The 18,608-nt window shown below is 29.9% G+C and carries 18 protein-coding genes and 1 pseudogene; 8 read left to right on the top strand and 11 right to left on the bottom strand.

All coding sequences use genetic code 11. The annotated features are described in order from the left end of the window. Positions 1 to 109 precede the first annotated feature (109 nt). The 3 genes from B3Z56_RS04205 (at position 110) to B3Z56_RS04195 (ending at position 2,791) form a co-directional block, all read left to right on the top strand. Positions 110 to 1,489, top strand: a complete 1,380-nt coding sequence (locus B3Z56_RS04205) for a hypothetical protein (RefSeq protein WP_346878302.1) — start codon at positions 110 to 112, stop codon at positions 1,487 to 1,489. A 25-nt stretch (positions 1,490 to 1,514) separates the two neighbouring features. Beyond that, a complete protein-coding gene (locus B3Z56_RS04200) occupies positions 1,515 to 2,207 on the top strand; it encodes a hypothetical protein (RefSeq protein ID WP_346849078.1) in 693 nt (230 codons plus the stop codon). Positions 2,208 to 2,284: 77 nt separating this feature from the next. After that, positions 2,285 to 2,791, top strand: a complete 507-nt coding sequence (locus B3Z56_RS04195; protein ID WP_346877955.1) for a hypothetical protein — start codon at positions 2,285 to 2,287, stop codon at positions 2,789 to 2,791. Between the two features lie 174 nt (positions 2,792 to 2,965). Here B3Z56_RS04195 and proC read toward each other — a convergent pair whose 3' ends face one another. The 3 genes from proC to B3Z56_RS04180 all read right to left on the bottom strand — a co-directional run bounded on the left by proC (position 2,966) and on the right by B3Z56_RS04180 (position 7,151). Further along, positions 2,966 to 3,766 carry a pyrroline-5-carboxylate reductase gene (proC, locus tag B3Z56_RS04190; protein WP_346849080.1) on the bottom strand — a complete coding sequence of 267 codons (801 nt, stop codon included), beginning with the start codon at positions 3,764 to 3,766 and terminating at the stop codon, positions 2,966 to 2,968. 97 nt (positions 3,767 to 3,863) lie between these two features. Then, on the bottom strand, positions 3,864 to 6,236 hold the full coding sequence (hypD, locus tag B3Z56_RS04185) for a trans-4-hydroxy-L-proline dehydratase (protein WP_346877956.1): 2,373 nt from the start codon (positions 6,234 to 6,236) through the stop codon (positions 3,864 to 3,866). A 3-nt stretch (positions 6,237 to 6,239) separates the two neighbouring features. Continuing rightward, positions 6,240 to 7,151: a trans-4-hydroxy-L-proline dehydratase activase gene (locus tag B3Z56_RS04180; RefSeq protein ID WP_349680902.1), complete on the bottom strand. Its 912-nt coding sequence runs from the start codon at positions 7,149 to 7,151 to the stop codon at positions 6,240 to 6,242. Positions 7,152 to 7,518: 367 nt separating this feature from the next. Here B3Z56_RS04180 and B3Z56_RS04175 point away from each other — a divergent pair, with 367 nt between their 5' ends. Beyond that, positions 7,519 to 7,929 carry a hypothetical protein gene (locus B3Z56_RS04175; protein WP_346877957.1) on the top strand — a complete coding sequence of 137 codons (411 nt, stop codon included), beginning with the start codon at positions 7,519 to 7,521 and terminating at the stop codon, positions 7,927 to 7,929. A gap of 68 nt (positions 7,930 to 7,997) precedes the next feature. Here the strand turns inward: B3Z56_RS04175 and B3Z56_RS04170 are convergent, their stop codons facing one another. From B3Z56_RS04170 to B3Z56_RS04155, 4 genes are all read right to left on the bottom strand, one after another. Continuing rightward, positions 7,998 to 8,351: a hypothetical protein gene (locus B3Z56_RS04170; RefSeq protein ID WP_346877958.1), complete on the bottom strand. Its 354-nt coding sequence runs from the start codon at positions 8,349 to 8,351 to the stop codon at positions 7,998 to 8,000. Continuing rightward, a complete protein-coding gene (locus tag B3Z56_RS04165; protein ID WP_346849084.1) occupies positions 8,351 to 8,719 on the bottom strand; it encodes a PqqD family protein in 369 nt (122 codons plus the stop codon). Before B3Z56_RS04165 ends, B3Z56_RS04170 begins: the two co-directional genes overlap by 1 nt. Positions 8,720 to 8,815: 96 nt before the next feature. Continuing rightward, entirely contained in the window at positions 8,816 to 10,723 is a 1,908-nt protein-coding gene (locus tag B3Z56_RS04160) for an OPT family oligopeptide transporter (protein ID WP_346877960.1), read from the bottom strand. A 300-nt stretch (positions 10,724 to 11,023) separates the two neighbouring features. Continuing rightward, positions 11,024 to 12,529, bottom strand: coding sequence for a YfcC family protein (locus tag B3Z56_RS04155; RefSeq protein WP_035131673.1), 1,506 nt, complete (start codon positions 12,527 to 12,529; stop codon positions 11,024 to 11,026). Positions 12,530 to 13,301: 772 nt separating this feature from the next. Between B3Z56_RS04155 and B3Z56_RS04150 the strand changes: the two genes are divergently transcribed. The 3 genes from B3Z56_RS04150 to B3Z56_RS04140 are packed head-to-tail and all read left to right on the top strand — an operon-like array spanning position 13,302 to position 15,899. After that, positions 13,302 to 13,676 carry a GntR family transcriptional regulator gene (locus tag B3Z56_RS04150; protein WP_346877961.1) on the top strand — a complete coding sequence of 125 codons (375 nt, stop codon included), beginning with the start codon at positions 13,302 to 13,304 and terminating at the stop codon, positions 13,674 to 13,676. Between the two features lies 1 nt (position 13,677). Further along, on the top strand, positions 13,678 to 14,586 hold the full coding sequence (locus tag B3Z56_RS04145) for an ABC transporter ATP-binding protein (protein ID WP_346877962.1): 909 nt from the start codon (positions 13,678 to 13,680) through the stop codon (positions 14,584 to 14,586). Continuing rightward, complete coding sequence (locus B3Z56_RS04140; protein WP_346878300.1) at positions 14,568 to 15,899, top strand: hypothetical protein; 1,332 nt, start codon at positions 14,568 to 14,570, stop codon at positions 15,897 to 15,899. Before B3Z56_RS04145 ends, B3Z56_RS04140 begins: the two co-directional genes overlap by 19 nt. 54 nt (positions 15,900 to 15,953) lie before the next feature. Here the strand turns inward: B3Z56_RS04140 and B3Z56_RS04135 are convergent, their stop codons facing one another. Together B3Z56_RS04135 and B3Z56_RS04130 are read right to left on the bottom strand one after the other, a co-directional pair. Further along, positions 15,954 to 16,481 (bottom strand): DUF5662 family protein, encoded by a 528-nt coding sequence (locus tag B3Z56_RS04135; RefSeq protein WP_035131665.1) that lies wholly within the window; start codon positions 16,479 to 16,481, stop codon positions 15,954 to 15,956. Between the two features lie 85 nt (positions 16,482 to 16,566). After that, complete coding sequence (locus B3Z56_RS04130) at positions 16,567 to 16,920, bottom strand: YxeA family protein (RefSeq protein ID WP_346877964.1); 354 nt, start codon at positions 16,918 to 16,920, stop codon at positions 16,567 to 16,569. 114 nt (positions 16,921 to 17,034) lie between these two features. Here B3Z56_RS04130 and B3Z56_RS04125 point away from each other — a divergent pair. After that, positions 17,035 to 17,157 (top strand): annotated as a pseudogene (locus B3Z56_RS04125) (transposase); the annotation flags it as partial. A 100-nt stretch (positions 17,158 to 17,257) separates the two neighbouring features. On the opposite strand, the gene B3Z56_RS04120 reads toward B3Z56_RS04125, so the two are convergent. Next, a complete protein-coding gene (locus B3Z56_RS04120) occupies positions 17,258 to 17,668 on the bottom strand; it encodes a DUF1259 domain-containing protein (RefSeq protein ID WP_346849091.1) in 411 nt (136 codons plus the stop codon). Between the two features lie 244 nt (positions 17,669 to 17,912). Next, positions 17,913 to 18,596: an amino acid ABC transporter ATP-binding protein gene (locus B3Z56_RS04115; RefSeq protein WP_346878299.1), complete on the bottom strand. Its 684-nt coding sequence runs from the start codon at positions 18,594 to 18,596 to the stop codon at positions 17,913 to 17,915. Positions 18,597 to 18,608: the final 12 nt, after the last annotated feature.

Below are 18,608 nucleotides of genomic sequence, written 5' to 3'. Positions count from 1 at the left end.
TTTTCATTTTTGCATAAATATTGACAATATATTAATAGGATGTACAATATAAATAGAATGTTTACTTTATTTTTAAAATTTTATTATGATTGGGGGGAAACGTGTAGGTATGTCTCATTCTGATATAAGAACTGCTATAATATGTAAAAATTTATCTAAATTTAATGATGTATGTGAATATCTAAGATACAATTCTGATAATTATTTAGAATCCTCTATTCGTAAAACAAAAGCTATAGAAGAGATTCATAATACTTATCTATATCCTAAAGATAAAAAAGTTAGAAGACCTGCAATGAATATTTTATTAATAATTGCATTTATATGTTTTATATCTCCTTTTGCTTACACTTATTTTTTTGAAGGAGAAATTTTCTGGCCTACATTAGGACTAGGTGCAGGGTTATGTCTTGTTCCTCTGTTTATTTGTCTGTCATTTGCAAATCCAGATAAATATGCTTACTTTCATCTTGATGAAAATACAGAGGTTTTCATAAGAGGTAATATTTTAATAAAATTAAGTCCAAATGATTTAACTAGAACAGATTTTACTATTAATGTGAAATATATTGATTTAAAGAGTATTACTAAAATCAAATATAATACGTTTTCAAAACTTTACTCAATTACGGGTATTAATTATTGTTGTGATTTATCACCTAACTCTGCAAACGAAATAATAGATACCATAAATCCTAACTATTTCCAAAGATATTATAAGGAATTTCATATCTATGATACTTTTTATAATGGTGACTTTATTAATGAAATAACTGAAAAGTTCTCACTACCAGATATAGAGGAATATTGTGAATTCCCTGATAAAGAAAAAGAATCTCCAGAAGACTTCAGCTATCTTTCTATTGGCTTTTGGGGGTGTATTGGACTCTCTATCATCTTATTTTTTGAACTTTACTCTTCTGTAGGATTAATTCTTAAAACTCACTATTACTTTAATGACCTTATTTTAAATATATTATTTATATTAGTTATAATTGGACTTTTAACTTCCTTAAAAGCCTTAATCATTAGATTTAAAAAATGCAAATTAGAAATTTGCTGTTTTAGTTCAGAATTGAAATATTTAATAGGATTAACAATATCTTCATTAATATTATTTATAATAACAAAAATATTCTCTTCATCATATATAGAAAAATTTTCCTATGTAAGTTGTATTATAGTTATTGTTTTCGGGTTAATTTGCTTTTCTTATTACTATTTTGGTATAGGACATAAATTATCTCATTATAGGTTTTTAAGTTCTAATCTTGCACTTTATCTTATAGTTTTGTGTCTTATTTTAGGAGTTATAAAAGCAAATATTGAATTTGGGTTTATTCCCGGTTTATCTATTATAAATTTACTGGCTTTTTTTTATTCTTGTAGTAGATTAGGCAATATAATACGAAAATATTTGAATAGAGATAAGGTTGTTATACCACCTTATAAGAATTCCACTAATAAGACTAGAGGATTTTTGGAGTAATTTAACTATATAGGAGGGGATCTTATTGGTAAAAAAGTTTTATATACATAGTAACATAGATAATATAGGTGAATGGGTTATGGCACTAATATTAATGATACCTATAGAAGTGCTAGCGATGCTTGTATGTGTAAGTTTTATTAAGAATGAATATATAAAAGAAGGTATCCTTAATGACTTTTTAGAACCCATATTTATAGGTACTGCTGTTTTAAGTGCTACTGTTTTAATTTTGATTGCTATTATTATACTTATAGTTGGATTTAAGGTTTCCAAGCATGTACCTATAGATATATTTTATGGTCATTTATATGAACCTGCTGAAAGCTTAGTCTATGCTATTGATTACGATAAAAATATCTTATTCGCATATGAATATGAAGATTACAGCAAGAGCACAAAGTCACCTTCATTATTAAAAAAAATATTTGGTAACACTCTATTGAAAAAATTAACAAATGAAAAATCTAAGAGAAATCCTAAAACTTTAGATACATGTACAAAAATTAGCAATAATGGACCTACCTTAGTTATGAACTTTGAAATGCAAAATTTTTCAGTTGTAGAGAATAGAAGAGGTTATATTGTTCTAAAGACTGATGGAATAGAACATGGTGAAACAGAAAAAAAATCTAAACGTAAAACTTTTATTATAACATCTAAATATAAAAAATATAGAAGACTTAAAAAATTTATTTTAAAAAATGAGGTACAATAATGAGAAAAAAATTATTACTCTTCATTATAATTCTAATATCTGGAACAATAATTTATTATAATAAATATAGCAACATAATGGAATCATATACATTAGAAACTGAAAAAAAAATACATGATGCAATGGGTAAAAATTTACCCTATTATAATATAGATAAAGACTGTAACTATATTACATGCGAGTGGAAGCCTACTTCTAAGTCTGAAGATGATAAAAAATGGCTTAGCCATATAGATAACGCTTATCATGAATTTTACTTTATTTCTTCTACTACTAATAATAACCATATTCTAAAAAATACCACAAGTAGTAGATGGGACCTTTCTGAGCTTACTGAAAATGCTTTTAATGATTGTTATGAAAGTGGTAAAGCATTAAATAACTTTTTTGGAGAGGAAGTTATTAGATATGAAGATTTTTTACAATTTAAAAGTATATATGAAGAAAGTGAAAATCATGATGCTTATTTACGAAAATTAAGCCCTAACTACGAATCTATTTACACTATTATGATACATGGTTTATACCTAGATGAGGGCGAACTATCCTATACTATAGACCTTAGCATAAAACCTAGAAAATAGTACTTCTAATAACATTCAAAAAGAACTATAGGAAGGACACATATCCTTCCTATAGTTCTTTTTCATTGTTTGTGTGTTGTAATTTAAGGTTAACTGTCTACTGTAACATATTAAAGAGTGATAATGATTTAACATGTCGGGGATATCAATAGACAGGGGATAACTTTAATAGCTCTACATTTTTCCTGCCTTTTCTACACATGCCTTCATAGCTTCAATGACACTGCTACGTAAACCTCTTTCTTCTAAAACTCTCACCGCTTCTATAGTCGTACCTCCTGGAGAACATACCATATCCTTTAATTCTCCTGGATGTTTACCTGTTTCCATTACCATCTTAGCACTACCATAAACTGCTTGAGCTGCAAACTTGTAAGCTTTATCCCTTGGCATGCCTTCCATTACCGCTGCATCTGCCATGGCTTCAATAAACATAAATACATAAGCCGGTGAACTTCCACTTACAGCCATAACTGCATCCATCATTCTTTCCTCTACAACTTCTGCTTTTCCAAAGCCACTTAAAATATTACATATATAATTTAATTCTTCTTCACTGACTAAAGCATTTTTACACACTCCAGTGATTCCTTCTCCTACAAGAGCTGGCGTATTTGGCATAGTTCTAACTATCTTCACAGCTCTTCCAAATTGACCTTGTAATTTTTCAAGACTTTGACCTGGTGCTATAGTTACTATGATAGTTTCATCCTTAATCACAGATGAAATTTCTTTAATTACATTATCATAATATTGAGGCTTTATAGATAAAACTATCACATGACTATTCATTGCTACTTCTTTATTATCAGCAGTAATATTTATACCTAGCTCCTTATTTGTGTTAGCTAATCCTTCAGCATATGAATCAGAAGCTATAATTTCCTCTGCACTAAGAATCTTAGATGAAATAATTCCTCCGATCATAGCTTTTGCCATATTTCCACAACCAATAAATCCTAACTTCATTCCCATTTTAAAGACCCCTTTATATTTATATTTTTATAATATGCTCCGCCTCGCATTCACTCGGTGGAGTAACTTCCACTAACCAAATCATAGATTTGGAGTGTCAGTTAAATCGCTGTTCTGTTCTGTTTATTATTTCGTCCTGAAGTTCTTTGCTTAGATTTCTGAAGTGGTCACTGTAACCTGCAACTCTTACTATTAAATCCTTATAATCTTCAGGATATTTTTGAGCTTCTATTAAAGTTTCTCTATCAATTACATTGAATTGAATATGATGGCCATCCATATTGAAATAAGCTCTTACTAAGTTAGCCATGTGGTCTAGTCCTTCTTCTCCTGCTACTACACTTGGGGTGAATTTTTGATTTAGAAGAGTTCCTCCAGTTCTTAGATGATCCATCTTAGAGGCTGATTTTATAACCGCCGTTGGTCCATTAGTATCTGCTCCCTTTTCAGGTGATATCCCTTCTGATACTGGTTTATGAGCAAGACGACCATTTGGACTAGCTATCATCACTTCTCCAAAGTAAACATGGCAAGTAGTCGGTAGCATATTGATTCTATAACATCCGCCTTTAACATTTGGTCTACCAGTTATTATTTTATTATAGGCATCAAATACTGATGTCATGATTTCATCAGCATAATCATCGTCATTACCGTATTTGGGAGTTTTATTTCTAACTAGATTTGCAATTATCTCATTGCCTTTAAAGTTATTTTCTATGGCTTCTATCAATTTTTCCATGGTAAATTTCTTTTTATCATAGACATTATATTTTATAGCAGCTAGAGAATCAGTAATAGTTCCTATACCAACCCCTTGTATATAGTTAGTATTGTAACGAGCTCCTCCTGCATTGTAGTCTTTTCCTTTTCTTATGCAATCATTAGTTATAATTGAAAGAAAAGGTGCAGGCATATAATCTGCATATATTTTTTCAATGATATTACTTCCTTCTATTTTTATATCTGCAAAATACTCTATTTGTTTTTTATAAGCACTAAATAACTCTTCATAGTTTTTAAATTCCTTAGCATATCCTAATTCTAATCCTAGTTGCTTACCACTTACTTTATCATATCCATTAAATAATGTTAATTCTAATATCTTCGGTAGGTTAAAGTATCCTGTTAAAATATAGGCTTCATTTCCAAATGCTCCAGTTTCAACACATCCACTAGTACCACCTCTTCTTGCATCCTCTATGGATTTACCTGCATTAAGAAGTTCTTGTACAATGGCCTCTGTATTATAAAAGGCAGGTTGACCCCATCCCTCTCTAGAGATTTCACAAGCTCTTTTCAGGAATCTCTTAGGGGTTTTTTTACTGATTTGTACATTTGAGCTTGGCTGAAGCAGCTGCATTTCATCCATGCAATCTAGGATTAAATAGCTTATATCATTTACTCCATCTTGCCCTTCAGGTGTAATTCCACCAGTGTTAATGTTAGCAAAGTCAGTGTAGGTACCACTTTCCTTTAAGGTTACTCCTACCTTTGGAGGTGATGGTTGATTATTAAACTTAATCCATAGACATTCCAAAAGTTCCTTAGCCTTATCTTCATCTAAAATACCTTCCTCTGCATCTCTTTCATAGAAAGGATTTAAGTGTTGATCAAGTCTTCCTGGACTATATGCATCCCAAGGATTTAATTCTGTAGTTACTCCTAAATGAACAAACCAATACATCTGTATTGCCTGCCAGTAAGTCCTTGGAGCATGGGCTGGTACTACTTCACAGTTCGCTGCAATTTGAAGTAGCTCCTTTTTTCTTTTCTCATCTATTTCTTTGCTAGCTAGATCTCTAGCATATTTAGCATATCTCTCCCCTAGAATCATAATAGCATCACAGCTAATACTCATAGCATTTAGTTGCTCTCTTTTTGAAAATGCTTCTTTGTCATTTAAAAAATCCAATTTACATATAGCTTCCTTAATTTCATTTTTATAATCTAAGAATCCTTTTTTGTATATATTTTCAGAGCCTACTGTATGCCCTGGACCTCTTTGCTCCATGAACTCAGTAAAAATTCCACTTTCATAACACGACTTCCACTTATCACTCATGGCATTTATAATTTTATTTCTAATAGATCTTTTTTCCCAGTAAGGAATAATTTCTTCTTCCTGAGTTTTTAAATCCTCTTCATTTACTTTAAAGCAAATTAATTCTCTATCATTCATTATGTGCATATCTTCAAGGGTATGACAACATAGTTCTGGAAATGTTGGAGCTGCCTGTGGTCCATCTCCTTTTTCTCCAACTATAAGTTCCCCATCATTAATGCATAAAGTTTTGTTCTCCATAAAATACTTAAATGCTAAAGCTCTCATTTCTGGAATTGATACAGAACCTTCATACTTCTTATAGGCCTCAGTCATTAGCTTAGCTCTCTCCATATATATATGAGGAACAGTGTTTACACTTTGAGTCCTTAATTTTTTTATTCTTTCATTCATGCCTCTTTCCATGAATTAACCTCCTATTTTTATATTTATAAATCCAGCCTTTTCAAATTTCCCCTTTACAGTCTCCATTCTTTCCTTACTAGGTGCTTCAAAGTTAACTCCTTCATAGACCTTTTGAAGTCTTTGATATTTGCTCTTCCCTGTATTATGATAAGGAAGTAAATTTATCTTATGTACATTTATATTATTCTTTAAAAATTTTATTAATTCTTCTATAGATTCATCATCTGCATTAACCCCTTCTACCAAGGGTATCCTTATATTGATATTTGCTCCAGCTTCACTTAACTTTTTTAAGTTTTCAAGAATAAGATTATTAGACTTTCCTATATATTTTATATGCTTTTCATTATCCATAAGTTTTATATCATATAAAAAAGTATCTACATACTTAAGTATTCTATTATAATTTTCGTAGGGAGCTTGACCACAAGTATCAATGGCAATGTTATATCCCTTTTTCTTCAATTTTTTTAATAATTCTTCTATATAGTCCATGTTTTGAGTCATAACCTCTCCGCCAGATAATGTAATCCCTCCACTTGATTCCTCATAAAACATTCTATCTTTTTCTGCTTCCTTAACAAGCTGTGCTACTGTATATTCTTTCCCCACAATTTCACGAGCATTATTTACACAATAGTCAATACATTCCTTACAAAGATCACACTTGATTTTATCTGTAACAACGCATTTTTCTTCCTTTGAAATTGCCCTTTGAGGACAACTATCTATACATGCCATACACCCTGTACATTTTTCTTCATTGTACATAAGTTCTTCACTATAATTTTGACTTTCTGGATTATGACACCATAGACAAGATAGTGGACATCCCTTGAAAAAAATGGTGGTACGAATTCCATTCCCATCATGGATAGAATACTTTTGAATATTAATAATCTTTGGCAAGTTCAACATATCACCTCAACTCACATTGATAAATAAAATTTATACTCTTAAAAACAAATTCATATATATGAATTTATTCAATTATATTTTCACTTTAATTATAAAATTTATTATATCTAATGTCAAATAATATATTTTCATAAATATGTTGTAAATCTATAAAACTTCATACATTTTTTTATTCTTACTATATCTTTAATTTGATAGACTAACTTTAATCAATTACTGCGTCAACCGTTGTAGCACATAATTCTTCACATGACTGTGTAAAAGTTTGCATTTGCATAGAATTCTATATATAATGATATTTATACCTTATTATTTGTTTGAATAGTAATTATTATATACATATAGTGATTTTGGAGGAATTTTAATGTCAAAGGAAAAAAAGATTGAAAAAGCAAATGCAAAAGCAAGAAAAAGATTAGAAAATGCCATGAATAATATTTATGTAAAGTTCACTTTATTTAAGGAAGTTCATGAAACTGCATATAAATTAAACCCTGAATATAAGTACTTCTGGGATAAACATCCTGCCGAAACTAAGCAAGATATACTAAAAAATCAAAAACCTATGGATATGAATCTAAGCAAGGGCAGAATTCCAGAAATGCAGTTCGGCTTTGGAACCTTAGGCTTTGGCTATGGAATAAAGAGATTATTCTCTAGTGAAAGGTTATCTTCAGAAGAAAAAATAGAAATTTCTGTTACTTGTGAAAAGTTTACTAAAACTGTAAGAGCAGTAAATGAAACTCTTTGGAGAAAACCACCAAAAACTTTATAATTAGTTATAGAAAAAGTGTGCAAAATCATATGATTGTGCACACTTTTGTTATATTTAATTTATTTTTATTATCTTAATTTATACACCCTTTTATTACTATCAACATCTTCCATGATTAGATTTTTATTCATCATAAATTCTATTAAAGTTCTTGTAAATTCTTTTTTGTCAGTGACTACAGCTTTTTTTCTGCTATAGAATTGGGAAGCTGTAACGCCTAAAACTTCTTGCTCTATTTCCGATTTTGTAATGAACTTTTGTGTTTTTAACTTCTTAATTACTTTTTGGGCACCCTTGCTATATAAGATTTGTAAAAGATCCTTCTGTTGTGCACCTGATTTTTTTAGTCCCCATGCATATATAATAGCAGTAGCTACTGCAAATAATAAAATACCTATAATTGTTTGAATTCTAATTGGCATTATTTATTCTCCTTCCCTATGTAAAGAATAAATTTATTCTCGTGAAGAATTTGAAAAAATTTTACTAAACGGTTTAGTAAAGGCTCTGCTTCTTTACCAAAGTGTTTCTTTACCTCTTCCGAAATACCAAAAATTGTATTCATTCCATCGATATAATTCCATATGAAAGTTCCATAGGCATCTAGCTCTATATGGCTAACTTTAGGTTTGTGGAAGAATTTTTGAGCAATTCTATTATGAAGTCCTTTATTAGGTATATCTACTACTACTAGTTTTTTTTCATTTAAAGACCAAGTGTATTCTTCATTTTTCTTTGGAATGTAATCTAAATAATTTTCCTTCTGTGCACTTTTTTCTTTATTTAACATGACTATTCACTTCCTATTAAATAATATCCGGCCTAGGTTTTCCCTAGGTCGGATAACTTATTTTTTATTTTAATAGACTATTGCAAGAAATAATTTCTATTTTCTAATCTTATTTTTAGATGCACTGAATTTGAATATTGTGAATATTAAGAACAAGAAGAAGATTAAACCACCAATATTGCCTAAACTTATAGTTTCTGAAATATTAATTACATCACCAAGAGTAGATGCTCCAATTGGGATAATTGCAAATACTGCAAGTAAAATACCTACTAATCCTTCACCAGCAATTAAACCTGAGGTGTATAAAATACCATTCTCAACAACTTGACCTCTTTCTTCTTCTGAAACATTTTTCTTCTTATCAAAGTATAATCTTACTAATCCACCAGCCATAATTGGTGTACTTAAGTGAATTGGTAAATAAAGTCCTACAGCAAATGGTAATACTGGAATTCCTAGTATCTCAATTACAATTGCAATACCTGCACCTGCAAATACTAGTGCCCAAGGAAGATTTCCTTCCATTACACCTTCTACTACCATCTTCATTAATGTTGCCTGTGGCGCTGGTAATTCTGTAGAACCATAACCCCATGCCTTATTTAATAGGTATAACACTCCACCTATAGCTATGGCAGATACTAGCACTCCAATTAACTCGCCGATTTGTTGTTTTTTAGGTGTTGCACCAATGATATAACCAGTTTTTAAATCCTGTGATGTATCACCAGCAATAGCTGCTATAATACATATAATTGAACCAATTGCGATTGCAGCAGTCATACCCTCTTGTCCAATAGTTCCTGTAGCTTTTAAAATAATTGTTGCAAACAATAATGTTCCAATTGCCATTCCTGATACTGGGTTATTACTACTTCCTACTAATCCTACCATTCTAGAAGATACTGTAGCAAAGAAGAATCCAAATACTACAATTATAATTGCACCAACTAGATTTACAGGAATTACAGGTACTAGCCACATTAATATAATAATTATTAAGCAAGCTGCTAAAATACCTTTCATAGGTAAATCTTGTTCTGTTCTAAGGTCACTAATAGTGTTACTTCTACCGTAGCTCTTCATCGCTTGCCTAAATGTTTTCACAATTAATGGTAGTGACTTCACTAAGCTTAAAATACCACCCATTGCAACAGCACCTGCACCGATGTAACGGATATATTTACTCCAAATTGTAAAAGAATCCATAGCGCTTATAGGATCTGCACCTGGGTATATAACTGCATCTCCGCCAAATAAACTAATTAATGGCATTAATACAAACCAAGCAACTATTCCACCAGATAACATGTATGCAGATATCTTAGGTCCACATATATAACCTACTCCTGCTAGTGCTGGAAGTACGTCTATACCTACTCCAGATCCCTTATAGCCTGTAAGTTCATAATGTACTTCACTTGGAAATAACTTTAATCCATCAGCAATAAATTTGTATAATGCAGCTATTCCAAGACCTGCAAACACTGTAGAAGATTTTGCTCCTCCCTGTTCACCAGCAAGTAAAACTTCTGCACAAGCAGTTCCTTCTGGATATGGAAGCACTCCATGTTCTTCAACAATAAGAGCTTTACGAAGTGGTACCATAAATAAAACACCGAGAATACCACCACAAAGTGCGATAATTCCAATTTCCAGTAAAGATGGTGCTTCTGTTCCCCATTCTGATGCCCACATAAATAATGCTGGTAATGTGAAAATAGCTCCAGCTGCAAGTGATTCACCAGCAGAACCAATTGTCTGAACTATGTTGTTTTCAAGAATGGAGTCTTTTCTTAGAATAACACGTATAACTCCCATTGAGATAACCGCTGCTGGAATTGAAGCTGATACTGTCATACCAACTCTAAGACCTAAGTAAGCATTGGCTCCACCAAAAAGTACTGCCAGTAAAATTCCTAAAATAATAGATGTTAATGTAAATTCGGGTACGACTTTTTCAGCAGAAATGAACGGTTTAAAACTGTCTTCTTTTTTCATCAAATTCCCTCCCTATATATTCATCTTATTACATATTGTAGCATCCCTTGTTTTGTTTTACAATATGCTATATTACATTATATTATTTTTTATGAAACTTATAACTAATATACTATTTATAGTTAATATTTTTTATAAATTATTATTTATGTTAAATATTTAACTATAACAACTTTTATTTCTTATATTGCTAAATCAAAAGAAATAACTATCATATATATAAATACCCCCTAGGATAGACTATAATTAGCCTATCCTAGGGGGATTTTTTAAAATTCTATAAAGTTTTACTATTTCATATTAAAAATTAACTTGTATTAATAGCATTATTGCACTAAATGCTGCTATATATCCCATTAGAGGCATTATAAATTTTAACCACTTGTCATAAGTTACATCAACCATCTCTAATGTTGCAAGAATTAATCCTGTTGGAGTAATAAATGAAATTAATCCTAATCCGTATACATAAGCTGAAATTATAACATCTCTTGAAAGTCCAACTGAATCTGCAAGAGGAGCCATAATGGGAATGGATAGAACAGCCAGTCCTGATGAAGAAGGAATAAAGAATCCAAGTACTATAAATATTAAAAGCATTAGTACTATAAATATATTTCCGTTCATACCTGCTATAGCATTAGAGAAGAAGTTAAGTATTGTATCAGAAATCATACCATTTTCTAATACAAGGTTAATACTTCTAGCAACCCCTATAACTAATGCAACACTCATTAAATCAGCAGCTCCAGTTACGAATTGGTTTACAAACTCTTTCTCCCCTAATTTTGATAGGAATCCAATAATTATACCAGTTACTAAGAATAGAGCTGTCATTTCTGCGAACCACCAATCCAAAGAAGAAACTCCATAAATCATAACTACAAAGGTTAAAAGGAATATTAACAATATAATTTTGAATCTTAAAGTTAATTCTGGTGCTTCTCCTTGACTAGCAAATTTAGCTTCAATTTTTTCTTTGTCTGCAAATGTTAATGATTTACTTGGATCTGCTTTAACTTTCTTAGCATATCTTAAAATATATATTATAGTTATTAAAGTACCAAGAACAAAAGCAATAATTCTGAAGTTAAGTCCATTTGTAAAGCTTATTCCAGCAGCATTAGAACCTATAACTACTGAGAATGGGTTTACTGTTGAGAACATACTTCCTATAGAAGAACCCATGTATATTGCTGCAATACATACCATAACATCATAGTTTGCAGCTAAGAATACGGGAACCATTATTGGATACAGAGCTATTGTTTCCTCTGCCAGTCCAAAAGTAGTACCTCCAAGAGAAATCAAGAAAGTAATAAATACTATCAATATGTATTCTTTTCCTTTAGTTAATCTTGAAAGACTTGCAATCCCTGCATTAAATGCACCAATGTTATTTAATACTCCAATAACTCCACCTATAATAAATACAAATAAAATTATATCTATAGTATCATATACTCCGTTAATAGGTGATAGAATTATATCAATTATACCTTGTGGACTTTGTTCAACTTTTTCATAAGTACCTGGTATAGCTACTGGTTTATTAATACTACCATCTTCAAATTTAGAAATGTCACCAGTAACCTTAAGTTCATCTAAAGTTTCTTGAGTACCAGGCATTTCTTTTATATCTCCATTGGGAGCAGTAATCTCAAACACAGTGCTATCTGCATTATAAGATAACTTTGAATATGAACCAGCTGGTATCACATAAGTTAGCGCTGCTGCTAAAAGCAATACTATAATTAATACTGTAAAAGCAGTTGGAAATGATAATTTCCTTTTATTCTTTGCCATGTAAATCCCTCCAATAATTTAGTATTAGTGCTTGCCACATATAGTAGCTTAAATTATTTATATCTACTTTAAGCACATAGTTAATATTTTATTCATAAGCCAATAAAGATTTTATATTAGTAACATGCTCTTAAATATACACACTTTTATGAAATAATGAGAAACATTCATGTATTTTTGTATAATTATCCTATGAATTAAGAATTTTTATGCTTTAATTTAAGATTCTAGTCCTCATCGCTCTTTAAACGTTTTCAGACCTACGAAAAAATTTTTAGCCATTTCACGGCATAAATTCTATAATTTCCAGCATTTCCCCATCTTATCAATTTCTTTATTTATTTCATAATAATTTTATATTGTATATTATACTCATAACTTTCTTTACACGTATAAATAATAACTTGTCCTATGTACTTTAAGATTTTAGATATAAATCCAACAAATTTTGACTTTGAGAGTCAATATTTATCGATATTCTATAATTATATTACTATAAAATCACAAAAAAATAAAGTATCATATTCGCTCTTTTTCCCCTTTTTCCCCCTTATTTCTTATTAATTCTCAGCATTACACCTGTATATTCACATTTTTGTTCATTCTATGTTCATTTTTATAAGTTTTGAATTTATATTATAAAAATATTATCGTTTTATATTTTAATTATTTTTTTTAAAAGAATTGACATTAATTCCTAATGATAATATACTAAAAGTACAATACTACATTACTCATGTAATGTAGTTCCTGAAACAAAGGAGGTTTACCCTTGAAAATAGATGTAAATAGCCTAGTTCCTATATATGTTCAAATTGCAAATGCTATTGAAGATGATATTCTTAGTGGAACTTTGGAAGAAAGTGGTACTTGCTATTCTCAATTAGTAATTGCCAAAGAGCTTACAGTTAACCCTGCTACTGCAGCTAAGGGAATTAATTTATTAGTAGGAAGAGGTATTCTTGAAAAACAAAGAGGATTAGCTATGATTATAACTCCCAATGCAAAGAAAAAAATTATGAATAGAAGGAAAAATGAAACCTTTGAAAAACTGGTAAGAGATCTAGTCAATACAGCAAAAAAATTAGACTTATCTGAAGATTATGTACTTGAAACTATAAAAAAACACTATAAGGAGGATAAATAATATGACTTCTTGCATTATAGCTAGAAATCTTTTTAAAAGATATAAATCTAAGGTGGCTATAGATAATCTATCTGTAGAAATTAATGAAAATCAACTCATAGGTTTAATCGGTAGTAATGGCTCAGGTAAAACTACTTTTATGAAACTATGTGCAGGTCTAATTGAGAAAACCGAAGGAGAATTAATGGTTTTAGGTGAAGAACCCATGGATAATTTATCGGTATTAGAGGAAATTGTATATAGCTATCATAATATGTCCTATGAATCTAACTTATGTCTAGGTAGAATTGTTGAGTGTTATAATATGATGTACCCTAACTTTGACCTTAAGTTTGCAGAAAACCTTTTGAAACATTTTAATCTTAAAATGAAAATTAAGTATAAAAATTTATCTCAAGGTATGAGAAGTTTATTTAACTTTATATGTGGTATTTCCTGTCGTGCCAAGGTTACCATGTTTGACGAACCAATTTTAGGCATGGATATTAAAACTCGTAAATCTGTTTATGATATCATACTACGAGATTATATAGAACATCCACGAACTATAATTATTTCTAGCCATATTTTATCAGAGTTGGAAAATATTCTTTCAGAACTAGTAATAATTAATAATGGGTCTTTAGTTTTATATGAAGCTATGGATACTATAAAGGAGTCTGCCTATAGAGTAGATGGAAATCCTGATAATTTAGTAAATTTCATTAAAGATAAAAAAGTACTATATAAAGATTTTAGTAACATAACCTCCTTTGCAATAATAGAAGGCTTAATTACAGAATCTTTAGAGATAGAGATATCAACTAACAATTTGAATATTTCAAGAATTAGTCCCGAAGAGCTATATATTTATCTGACTGAAAATAATTATAATGGAGGCATGGAGGAGTTATGGATAAAAGACAATTAAAAAATATTAATAATCTATATAAAATACGCTCAAAAGAGCATAAAAAGGCACTTTGGATAATTTATATACTACTTGCATCCTTTTTTGCAATTGATTTAATTGCAACTCTTATGGATATTTTCACTTATTCTAAAGATGTAACTACCTACAGTCTACAGACCTATACCACTAATGGTCTTTTCCTAGCAATTAGTATAAGCATTGGAACTTTATTGTGGTATAACTCCTTCAATAATCAACATCAAGCTTTTCCCCAGGATAATAAAACAAGATTTATGTCTTATGCTCTGTTTAACTACATTACTCTATTAAAAGTGTCAGTAACTTCTTTACTTTTATACCTAATTCAATATAACATTTGGGCATTAATTGGAAAATTAAATTCTAATATATCTTTTGCTTATCCTATAAATTTACCTTTCTTAATCTCTGGTTTTATAGTTAATTTACTCTATGGCTCCATGTTAATTGCCCTGACTTTGTTAATCAATGTTTTGAGTAAAAAATTTCATATGTATTTCTATATTACTTTCATAATGTTTATAGTGGCTGCATTCTTTAACAATGGAGCTCTGTTCATTACCATTGGAAATCTTTTTAGCTTTTGGACTAAAGAACCTTCCCTTGGCATATTTGTTGTAAAGTGTACTATAACACTAGGAATTTTACTTATTTTGTCTGTAGTTATAAATAGTACTATAGTATATTATAAAGCTGAGACTAAAAATACAACTAAATCTAGATTTATTTTATGTGGAATTGCCCTTTTCTGTTTTATCATTGTGATATCTTTAAGTGTTTTTACCCATAATTATCCATACAATAGCAATAGTGAAATGGGATCTGATTCCATAAACTTTGTTAACGATAACCCCTTTAAAAATTTTGAAGAAAAAGAAATAGAAGTGGCTCTAACTAATCTTAACACTGATATCCCTATTGAAATAGTAACTCAATTTAATGAAGATGAAGAAAATATTTTTACTACTCGCTATAGCGACTCCTCAATAGAAGAAATTTATGAAAATATTATTGTAAAATACCATCTTCCCTGCAATGAAGTGGACTATATAAATCTTAATTATTTCAAAAACCCTATAGTTACAGCAAAACTTGAGGATAACAAACTATATATTAACTATACCTATGACGAAAACCAAAAGGTTATTCTTCTTAGCTCCTATGGTACAATGTCTCAATTTGATTGCTTTAAAGGGAAAACCCTCTTTAAATCTAATGCAGGTCACATGACTGGTAGCAGTGATGGTAGGATAGAAATAATCTATCCTAAGGGTACAAAATTTAAAAACTAAAAAATTAAAGCCATCTAAAAGGAGTAATTTCTCCTTTCGGATGGCTTTATTATGTTATTTTAAAATCTGTTTTTTTATATAATCTAGAGTTATCTGTTCACCTTCACTTGCTAACTTATTAAGTAAAAGCTCTAATAATTCCCTACTGTCCTCATGAATAATTTGATAATCCTTACCCCTTTCATAATATATTAAAGCCGAATTATCTTTATACTTCTCTTTTTCATAATTCATACAAGCGCAAATTCTGTCAATAAACATTTCAACTACATAATTATTGGGCATTTTCATACCAACTATTCCATCTTGTATTTTCGTACCATAATCAATCCAATATTCTAAGTGATGCTTATTTCTTCCCTTATGATGAAGCCAAGCCTTAGAATATCCTTCCACCTTCTTTTGTATTCCATTAGGGCTAACATCTCCTCTGTAATACTTTATTCCTGCTGAAAATTCTACCCAAGAGTACTTAGAAAGATCATGTAATATTCCTTGTTTATATAACCCCACCTTAAAGCAGTATTTCATAACTAATAACTTATGCTTTGTTATAGTCTTAAAGTGATTAATTGCGTTCATTGTATTTTCATCCCCTAAAAATTATGTTTTCTCTAGTCCTATATTAACATAATTTCCTTCTCAAATAAAAACATTGAATAATAAACTAATTTAATTTATAGATTTCTTTTACCTTATCGGGTAGTTCTTTTATTTCAACTTCTTCATAACTCTTTGTTTTTTCACCCTTAACATATACCTTTAAATATCTATCAACCTTTAGTATCTTTGACGTTGTAAATGTAATTGATTTCTCATTTCCTTCTTTATCATACCCATTTATTTTATACTCATACGTATTGTATCCTCCACTATTCTCACTTGTTATATCCTTATATTCACTTACAGTTTTAACGTAATACTTTGTTGAACCTAGATTAATTATACCGTTAGAACTTACTAACAATAAAACTCCACCTACTATTATTATACTTACAATAATTCCTATTAATTTTTTCATTTTATATCCTCCTATAGTTTCTTTTAAGTAAATTATATGTTTTTTATAACTAACTTCATATTTACATCTATTACATTAGTCTTTCATTATTGTCACCTAACTTAACACTTTTAAATGAATAGATCAATTCAAGTTGAAGGTACTTTTGGAGTGTTGAAAAGTGACTATAATTTCACTCGTTTTTTTACACGTGGAAAAAATAACGTTAAAACTGAATTTATTATGCTATGTTTTGGGTGCTAAACCCCAACAAAACCTTCGGTTATTTTTATTTGAAATAGCAAAAGGAGCATCACTCCATAACTTAATTACTTATTTTGTGATGCCCCCATTAAAATTATTTATGCTGTTTTCTTAATACCCTTAGAGCTTCTGCCACTTTTCTAGCAAAGTCTAATGGCCTATCAATTGACTCAAAATGAATATACATAAGTCTTGGATCCTCAAATAACCAATGGTTATGCAGTGCAGTTACTAGTATTCCTCTTGCTCTTAGCGCAGATATAAAATCATTTATTTCATTCTGAAGTATAACTGTTTCACCTAAATTAAGAGTTCTACCATTATTATCAGGAGATTCAAAAGAAAATAATGCTGCTAAAGCTAGTGGTGATTTTGTTCTTCTTCCTAATATTTCTGCATTTATATTTCTCATAAATGTTACTGTACAAACATTATTTTCTGTACTTAGAATTTCTGCTCCAAGTATCTCAGCAAATTCATCACAAATCCTACAAAAACTTTCCATAATATTCCTCCAATTATTAGATAGGTTCTATTATATAGTTAAAAATATTTTATCTATATATACATAATATGTTCTTCTTTACAATTTTGATAAGCATTGATTTAAATAAAGTAATTATTTGCAAAAAATATAATATAACATTAATGGACATTAATATCTTTTCCTATTTCTTTTATAAAACTATCCTCTAATAATAAACGAAATGAAAGAAGGATAATCCCATCATTAATAGATTATCCTCACTTTAAATATACATATGTTCATTTTTTAATACTCCGTTATCCATGGATAAAATTCTATCAGCTACTATAGTTGCAAAAGTCATATCATGAGTAATAATTAAAACTGTCATGCCCTTTTCAATACTTAATTTTTTTATAAGATTCGCTACTTCTTCAGTGATGCTTGGATCTAGGGCAGAGGTTGGTTCATCAAAACATATAAGTTTTGGATTCATTGCAAGTGCCCTTCCTATGGCAACTCGCTGTTTTTGTCCCCCTGAAAGTTGAAATTGATAGCTATTTTCTTTATTTTTAAGTCCTAAAAAACCTAATATTTCTTTAGCTTTATTTTTAGCTTCTTCAATACCAACTCCCAATACTACCCTTGGAGCTTCTGTAATATTTTCCAGAACATTCATATGTGGGAATAAATTAAAATTTTGAAATACTAGCCCCACATCCATCGGTATTTCCAACTTTTCCTTTCTTTGAGCCCCTTCTCCATCTTTGTATAAATACTTGTTGTTTATTATTATAGAACCCTTATCAGGTTTAGTTAATCCACTTATACACCTAAGAAGGGTGGTTTTTCCACCACCAGAAGGTCCTACTATAACAGTAATTTCCCCTTCTTTTACTTCAAGGTTTACACCTTTTAAAACTTTACTATCACCAAAACTTTTTTCTAATCCAATTACTCTAAGCACAATATACCCTCC

The sequence above is a fragment of the Clostridium sp. UBA7791 genome (genome assembly GCF_002480755.1).
GTDB lineage: Bacteria > Bacillota > Clostridia > Clostridiales > Clostridiaceae > Clostridium_J > Clostridium_J sulfidigenes.
The sequence above is the reverse complement of the archived record's forward strand: the minus strand, read 5'-3'. Positions and strand labels throughout refer to the sequence as shown.